This window comes from Pseudorhodoplanes sp. (genome assembly GCF_046289595.1).
In the GTDB taxonomy this organism is placed as follows: Bacteria; Pseudomonadota; Alphaproteobacteria; order Rhizobiales; family Xanthobacteraceae; genus Pseudorhodoplanes.
In genome coordinates this window covers 1-7578 of record NZ_JBKBVB010000009.1, presented here as the reverse complement: position 1 = coordinate 7578, position 7578 = coordinate 1, and the positions used below count along the sequence as shown (strand labels likewise).

General features: G+C 64.1%; 7 protein-coding genes. 4 read left to right on the top strand and 3 right to left on the bottom strand.

What is annotated here, in order from left to right; genetic code table 11:
* Both ACK41X_RS03875 and ACK41X_RS03870 read right to left on the bottom strand, forming a co-directional pair.
* The coding region (locus ACK41X_RS03875) for an indolepyruvate oxidoreductase subunit beta family protein (RefSeq protein ID WP_409719456.1) at window positions 1-1527 on the bottom strand (1527 nt) is incomplete at its 3' end.
* Entirely contained in the window at window positions 1524-3665 is a 2142-nt protein-coding gene (locus ACK41X_RS03870) for a thiamine pyrophosphate-dependent enzyme (RefSeq protein ID WP_409719454.1), read from the bottom strand. The genes ACK41X_RS03875 and ACK41X_RS03870, both read right to left, overlap by 4 nt.
* Before the next feature lie 194 nt (window positions 3666-3859).
* On the opposite strand from ACK41X_RS03870, the gene dctP reads away from it, so the two are divergent.
* The 4 genes from dctP to ACK41X_RS03850 all read left to right on the top strand — a co-directional run bounded on the left by dctP (window position 3860) and on the right by ACK41X_RS03850 (window position 7244).
* Window positions 3860-4825 (top strand): TRAP transporter substrate-binding protein DctP, encoded by a 966-nt coding sequence (dctP, locus tag ACK41X_RS03865; RefSeq protein WP_409719452.1) that lies wholly within the window; start codon window positions 3860-3862, stop codon window positions 4823-4825.
* Between the two features lie 120 nt (window positions 4826-4945).
* Window positions 4946-5458 carry a TRAP transporter small permease gene (locus ACK41X_RS03860; RefSeq protein WP_409719450.1) on the top strand — a complete coding sequence of 171 codons (513 nt, stop codon included), beginning with the start codon at window positions 4946-4948 and terminating at the stop codon, window positions 5456-5458.
* 5 nt (window positions 5459-5463) lie between these two features.
* Window positions 5464-6783, top strand: coding sequence for a TRAP transporter large permease subunit (locus tag ACK41X_RS03855; protein WP_409719448.1), 1320 nt, complete (start codon window positions 5464-5466; stop codon window positions 6781-6783).
* A complete protein-coding gene (locus ACK41X_RS03850) occupies window positions 6780-7244 on the top strand; it encodes a MarR family winged helix-turn-helix transcriptional regulator (protein WP_409719446.1) in 465 nt (154 codons plus the stop codon). The genes ACK41X_RS03855 and ACK41X_RS03850 overlap by 4 nt, the downstream gene beginning before the upstream one ends.
* A gap of 24 nt (window positions 7245-7268) precedes the next feature.
* Here the strand turns inward: ACK41X_RS03850 and ACK41X_RS03845 are convergent.
* Window positions 7269-7578 (bottom strand): hypothetical protein (locus tag ACK41X_RS03845; protein WP_409719444.1); only part of this gene is annotated, 310 nt, incomplete at its 5' end.

The following is a 7578-nucleotide window of genomic DNA, read 5'->3' as shown; positions in this document are numbered from 1 at the left end:
CCCCCCCCCCCCCCCCCCCCTCTCCCCCCCCCCCCCCCCCCCTCCCCCCCCCCCCCCCCTCTCACCCACTCCCCCAAGCTCGTTCGCCGCATTCCCGCGCGCGCGGAGCGTCGGGATCAGCGCCATCAGCGTCTCGTATTTCTGGCGGCCGCGTTCGTGGGTGTCGCCATAACCCTTGACCAGCCCGATCAGATGCGCGGCCTCGACCGCGAGCGGATAATCCTCGTGCGCGATCTCGACCACCTTGGCGAGCCATTCGCTCTGCCGCTTCTCCTCGTCCGTCCAGCGCAGCGAGCGCGGCCGCAGCGGCTTCATGCTCGCGACCAGGTAAAGCAGCAGAAAGCCACGCACCGACGAGGTCTTCACCTTGCGGCCCTTCCTGGTGAAGGCGTCGACAATGCCGCGCACCCAACCCGTATTCAGGATAAAGCGCCCGAGCGAGGCCGGCAGCGTCTCCGCGATCTCCTGGGTGCGCGGATGCATATATTCGACGATTTCGAGCAGCTGGCCGTCCTTGACGGCGACTTCCTTGCGAACCCGCTCGAACCGCGACGCCCGGATTTTCAGTTCGGCGACGCGGACCGTATCCTCATACGCCATGGCCAGCGCCAGATTGCGCGCAACCTCGGTGAGAAGCTCGTCAGGCTTGCCGGGCCGCGCCTTCTCGATGGCGATCACCGGCTCCAGCCGTTTCAGGTAGAGCCTGGCATAGTCCTCGTTCTGGTAATCGGCGAGCCGCACCACGCCCGCGCTGACAATCGGGCGCGACACGATGGACAGCGCGTCGTCGATCGGCGCGACCAGCTTCTGTACCGCGCCGTCGCGCGCTTGCGGATCGAACGGCAATTGCGCCGGCGGCATCGGGGCATTGCCCGACGCCGCGGCCTCGAAGCCGGCATTGAAGGCCCGCACGCTCGGCTCGACGCCGACGCCGCCGCGCCGGATCGTGGCTTCGAACGCCATGCGCTGGAACGGCAAAGCGCCTGAGCCCGCGAGCGCCCCGAACAGCACCGCACTGATGAGACTGCCGGTCGCATCGGCGATGCTCGCCATGTCGAAGGCATGCAGGCGGCGTGAGGCCTCCTCGATCGATTTCAGGATGGCGCCGGCATCGACGCGGCCGTCGGCAAGCGCAGTCCGCTCCTGCATCGTATAGACGCGATGCGTGGAGGCGATCAGCGTGGTGCGGTCCGGCGTGACGAAGCCGCGGGTGATGGCGCGGCCCGCTTCCATCAATTCGGAGGCCAGCACGATATCGACATCGCCCGGCACCGGCATCAGCGCCAGCACCGGCTTCTTGTCGCGCGCGGCGGCCTTTGGGAACAGTTCGACATAATAAATGGTGGCGCCGGTGCGCTGGGCGACGCCCGGCACCGAGGTCATCTGTGCGATGTAGCCGCCATGCTCGGCAAGATCGATGATCCAGTCGGCGAGCACGCCGCCGCCCTCCCCGCCCATGGCAAGGACGGCGATGGTGATCGGCCGCACGCGCGCGGCGCCGCGGGTGTCGACCAGCGGGGTGTTCATGCCGTCACCATTTTCTTTTCCAGCCTGCGCTGAAAGAAACCGATCACCGCATCGCGGATGCGCTGGCGGAAGCGGTCCCACGATGTCGGATTGTCGATGATGGAGGCCTGGTAGAAGGATGGACACAGCACTGCCGCATGCGCGACCTCGCCGCAATTGCCGCAACCGACGCAGGTGTCGATGATCCTGGTGATCGGATCGCGCCGCAGCGGATCGGGATTGGGCGCAATGGTCAGCGACGGGCAGCCGGACAGCCGGATGCAGGAATGGTCGCCGGTGCAGGTGTCGGCGTCGACGCCGAAGCGGTCCCGCACCACCCGGTCGCCACGCTTGACGGCTTCGCGCATGAGCGGCTTCACGCGGCGCTGCTTGTTCAGCATGCATTCGGACGAGGCGATGATGACCTTCGGACCCTTGGTATCGGTGGTCAGGGCCTCGCGCAGGGTGTCGCGCATCTTGGCGACGTCATAGGTGCGGGTGATATGGCGCACCCATTCGACGCCAACGCCGCGCACCGCCTTCTCGATCGGGTGCTGGGTCGAGCGCGTTTCCACGTTACCGGCCGACGACAGGATGTCCTGTCCGCCGGTCGCGGCCGCATAGCCGTTGTCGACGATCAGCATCACGCCGTCGGTCTTGTTGAAGACCTGATGGCCGACGCTCGACACCAGCCCATTGTGCCAGAAGCCGCCATCGCCGACGACCGCAACCGGGCGCTTCCCGCCCTGTCCGGACAACGGCGACGCACCAGCGCCGCCCAAGCCATAGCCCATCGTGGCCTGGCCGAGATTGAAGGGTTGCAGCGCCGCGAAGGTATGGCAGCCGATGTCGGCGCTGACATGCAGCGGCCCGACTTCCTTCTGCACCAGCTTCATCGCAGAAAAGATCGGCCGCTCCGGGCAGCCGGTGCAGAACGACGGCGGCCGCCCCTGCACGTTCTGGCCGAGCGTTTCCAGCGCCGCCGGGAGGCTTTTGTTGGTCTGCTTCGGCTCCTCCGGCGCCAGCAGATCGGGGCAATAGAGCGTGGCGAATTTCTGCAGGCCGGCTTTCAGAACGCCGCCGGTATATTCGCCGGCCATCGGCAGCACGCTCTTGCCCTCGACCTTGGTCTGCAGATCGGCCTTACGCAAAATTGTGTTGACCGCCTGCTCGATGAAGTTCGGCTGGCCTTCCTCGATCAGGAGGATCGCCTTCTTGCCGGCGCAGAACCGTTCGAACTCGGCATCGACCAGCGGATAGGTCGCGTTCAGGACATAAATGGGGATCCGGCTGTTGCCGTAAATGTCGGCCAGGCCGAGAATCTCCATGGCGCGCAGCGTGTTGTTGTACATGCCGCCCTGCATGACGATGCCGACGTCGGAGACTTCGCCATCGAAGAATTCGTTGATCTTGTTGTCGACGATGAACTGCACCGCGGCCGGCCAGCGCCGCTCGATCTTCTCCTTCTCGTGCTCGTAGGTGAAGGGCGGCAGCGCGTAGCGGCTCACATCGCGCACCGGATTGTTGAGTGCGTCCATGCGGGTATAGTCCGGCCGCACATTGTCCTTGGCGATGAACGAACCATAGACATGGCAGGCGCGGATGCGCAGCTGCAGCATCACGGCGGTGTTACTGATCTCGGAGAGCTGGAAGCCCTTCTCCACCATGTCGACGATAGTCTGCACGTTCGGCCGCGGATCGAGCAGCCACATCTGCGACTTCATTGCGAAGGCGTGGCTGCGCTCCTGCATGATCGAGGAGCCCTCGCCGTAATCCTCGCCGACAATGATGAGGGCACCGCCCTTCACCCCGCCGGAGGACAGATTGGCGAGCGCATCGGAGGCAACATTGGTGCCGACCGGCGCCTTGAAGGTGCATGCGCCCCGCAGCGGATAGCTGACCGAGGTCGCGAGCGCGGCGGCCGCCGCGGCCTCGTTGGCGGAGGACTCAAACCTGACACCCAATTCCCTGAGCATCGGTTCGGCGTCGTTGAGCACATCGATCAGGTGTGAAATCGGCGCGCCTTGATAACCGGACACATAGGAGACACCGGATTGCAGCAGCGCCTTGGTGACACACAGGATCGCCTCGCCACGAAATTCCTGCCCTGCCCCGAGCTTGAGCTGCTCGACTTCCTTCTTGAACGATCGCTCGGCCATAACCCGATGCCTTTTTCCCTTGCGCAAAATCCTGCACGCAATTCCCGCGCGAAGTGCCGTGCACAAGTCCCGTGCGCAAGTGCCGCGGTTGGTTGTTGCAGTGCCGCGCGCGCTCCGAATTGACTCCGGATACGCACCCGGCAATTATATTCAAAAGAATATAATGTGGAATGCGACCCAGCGGGAGTTAAATTATGGGCATCAGGACAGTCTTTGCGGTCACCGGATTGGCACTCGCCACCGCCATGCCGCAGGCCTCCGCGCAGGAAGTGACGCTGCGTGCGGTCACCTCCTTCGCCGAGGGCACTCAGTTTTCGCGCCCCTTCGAGCGCTTCATCGAGAAGGTCAACAAGGACGGCAAGGGCATCATCCAGATCAATTTCATCGGCGGCCCGCGCGCCATGCCGCCCTTCGAGGTCGGCAATGCGGTGCGCTCCGGCGTGGTCGACATCGCCAATGTGACCGGCGCCTTCTACACCAACCTGATGCCCGAAGCCGACGCGATGAAGCTGATCACCAAGCCGATGTCGGAGCAGCGCAAGAACGGCACCTGGGAGTACCTGAACCAGCTGCACAACCAAAAGATGAACGCCTACTATCTCGCGCGGCAATTCCACAACGTGCCGTTCCACATCTACCTGAACAAGAAGATCGACAAGATGGACTTCACCGGGCTCAAGATCCGCGTGACCCCAGTCTATCGGGACATCGTTCAGGCGCTCGGCGGCACCCCGATCACCACGCCTCCCGGCGAAGTCTATACTGCACTCGAACGCGGGGTGGTGGACGGTTATGGCTGGCCGGTCTCGGGCATTTTCGATCTGGGCTGGGACAAGGCGACCAAGTTCCGGCTCGAACCGTCGTTTTACGGCGCCGAGGTCAACGTGCTGGTCAATCTCGACAAGTGGAAGAGCCTGACCGACGCGCAACGCAAGGTGCTTACCGACGCCGCCGCCTGGCTTGAGGCCGCCGACGAGGAGAACGTCGCGATCAACAAGGCTGAGGTCGAGCGTCAGACCAAGGCAGGCATCCAGGCGATCGATTTCGGCCCGGCCGTGTCGGAGGAATTCCGCAAGAAGGCCAACGATGTCGGCTGGCAGTCGGTGATCGCCAAGTCCCCGGAAACCGGCAAAAAGCTGCGCGAGCTTGCGGGAAATTAGCAGCCGCGAACGGCACCATGATCCGCTCGTTCCCGCGAAAGCGGGGACCGAGGCGCAGAAGGAACTGGATTCCCGCTTTCGCGGGAATGAGCGGAGAATGGGACGCCGTCGAGTTTTCGCATGACCCGCCTCTCCGCCTTCTATGGGAAGCTGCTCGACGCACTTGCGGCAATCGCCGCGCTGATCCTGTTCGCCATGGTGATCGTCGTCACCGGCGACATCGTTCTGCGCAATTCAGTGAGCAAGGGCTTCGTCTGGGCCAACGAGGTCTCCGAGTACGCGCTCTACCTGATCACGGTGCTGACCGCACCCTGGCTTCTCCGCCGCGGACAGCATGTGCGGCTGGATCTGATCCTGTCCGCGGTGCCGAAGCGAGCCGCCATTCTTCTTGAGGGAATTGGCGACATCATCGGCTTCATCGTCTGCCTGGTGATGATCCGCTACGCCACCATGATGACCCTCGACGCCTTCCGGATCGGCTCGATCACCATCAAGAACCTGGTCTTCCCGGAATGGTGGCTTCTGGCGCCCTTGCCGGTGTGCTTCGTTCTGCTCGCAATCGAGTTCGTGTTCCGCTTCCACCGGCTGCTGCTGGACAGGCGAAAGCGCGAGGAGGCGACGTCGGTCGCGTAAGCCGCATGCCCTGGATCGAGGCGAGTTTCATCCTGTTCGGCGGCCTGATGCTGCTGATGGCGTTCGGCCTGCCGGTGGCCTTCGCCTTCCTTGCGGTCAATCTGATCGGCGCCACGATTTTCCTCGGCGGCGAGATGGGGCTCGTCCAGTTCAACCGGAACGCGGTGCAGTCCGTCACCGCCTTCGCGCTGACACCGATCCCGTTCTTCGTCCTCATGGGCGAAGTGCTGTTTCACTCCGGCGTCGCGATGAAAGCGATCGACGCCTTTGCGGTGCTCATCCGGCGCGTGCCGGGCCGCCTCGCCGTCATCGCCATCGTTGCGGGCACGGTGTTCTCGGCGATTTCCGGCTCGACGATCGCCACCACCGCCCTCCTCGGCTCGCTGATGCTGCCGACCATGCTGGCGCGCGGCTATCACCTGAAAATGGCGATGGGTCCGATCATGGGCATCGGCGGCGTCGATATGCTGATTCCGCCCTCCGCGCTCACCGTACTGCTCGGCAGCCTGGCCGGCATTTCGATCTCGGGCCTGCTCATCGCCGGCATCGTGCCGGGCCTGATACTGAGCGCACTGTTCGTCAGCTATATCGTGCTGCGCGCCGCCATCAATCCGGAGCTTGCCCCGTCGGAGGACTTGGAGGCCGCGCCTGGCTTCTGGGATCGCTGGCGGCCGTTCCTTCTCTATGTACTGCCACTACTCTCGATCTTCGGGCTGGTCGTCGGCGCCATGGCGGCGGGCTGGGCGACCCCGACCGAGGCGGCAGCGCTCGGCGCCACCGGCACCATCGTCGCCGCGATCTGCTATCGCGGACTGACGCTGAAAAACCTGATGCAGTCCCTGCTCGGGACCGTCGCGATTTCCGGCATCATCCTGTTCATCATTGTCGGCGCCACCACCTTCTCCCAGGTGCTGAGCTTCTCCGGCGTCGTCAACGGCATCATCGGCCTCATCACCGGACAGGGCCTCGCGCCAATGACCGTGCTGGCCGGGATGATCCTGATCCTGCTTCTGCTCGGCTGCTTCGTCGATCAGGTGTCGATGATGCTGATCACCCTGCCCTTCTTCATGCCGCTGGTGAACAGTCTCGGTTTCGATCCGATCTGGTTCGGCATCATCTTCCTGATCTGCATGCAGCTCGGCCTTTTGACCCCGCCGTTCGGGCTTCTGCTTTACACCATGAAGGGCGTCGCGCCGCCGAACGTCACCATGACCCAGATCTACGGCGCCGCCCTGCCCTATGTGCTGTTCGGCGTTCTGGTGCTGTTCCTCATCATTCTGTTCCCGCCGATCGCCACTTTCCTGCCGCGGATGCTCGGCTCATGACCACGCGCGCGGTAAAGAACGGCAATCTGCATCTCGACGACATGCTGCCGTATCTGATGAACCGGCTGGTGGCGCGGATGAACCAGAACCTTGCCGACAGCTTGCGCAAACACGGATTCACGTTCCAGGATTGGCGGGTGCTCGCGGTGCTGGCCGCCCATGACGGCGTCAACCTCACCGAACTGGCCGAAGCGACCGTGATCCCGCAGCCGAGCGTCAGCCGGCTCGCCGCAAATCTCGCCAAGCGCGGCTATGTCACGCGCGAGAACGGTAAGACGGATTCCCGTAACGTGCATCTGTTCATCACACCGAAGGGACGCACCGTCTACGAGAAGATGCGCCCCTATGCGGTGAGCGAATATCGTGCGGCGATGAAAGGCTTCAGCGGGCGCGAATACGAGGATCTGCGCAATGCCCTGTTGCGGATGATGAAGAACCGCAAGGTCAAGCTCCTGGCGTAACCGGCCGCTTCAAGGCACGACGCCTCACCAGCCCGACCCGCCGCCACCGCCCCCGCCGCCGCCCGAAGATCCGCCTCCGGACGATCCCGACGATCCACCGCCCCCGCTCGACCCGGGCGGCGTCGAGGCCGAAGCAACCGTGTTCGAAAGACCGCTGCCGACCCGGCTGGCGAAGCCGCCCCAGTCGGTCTGCGAGAGGCCGTCGCCCGAATACCAGGCAGCAGTCGCTGCACCCGCCGCGGCGGACGCCGCCAGCACACCAGAAAACTTCTTCGCCCACTTGTTTTCTACGTCGAACACCACAGCATAAAACAGATAGCGCTCAAACAACTCC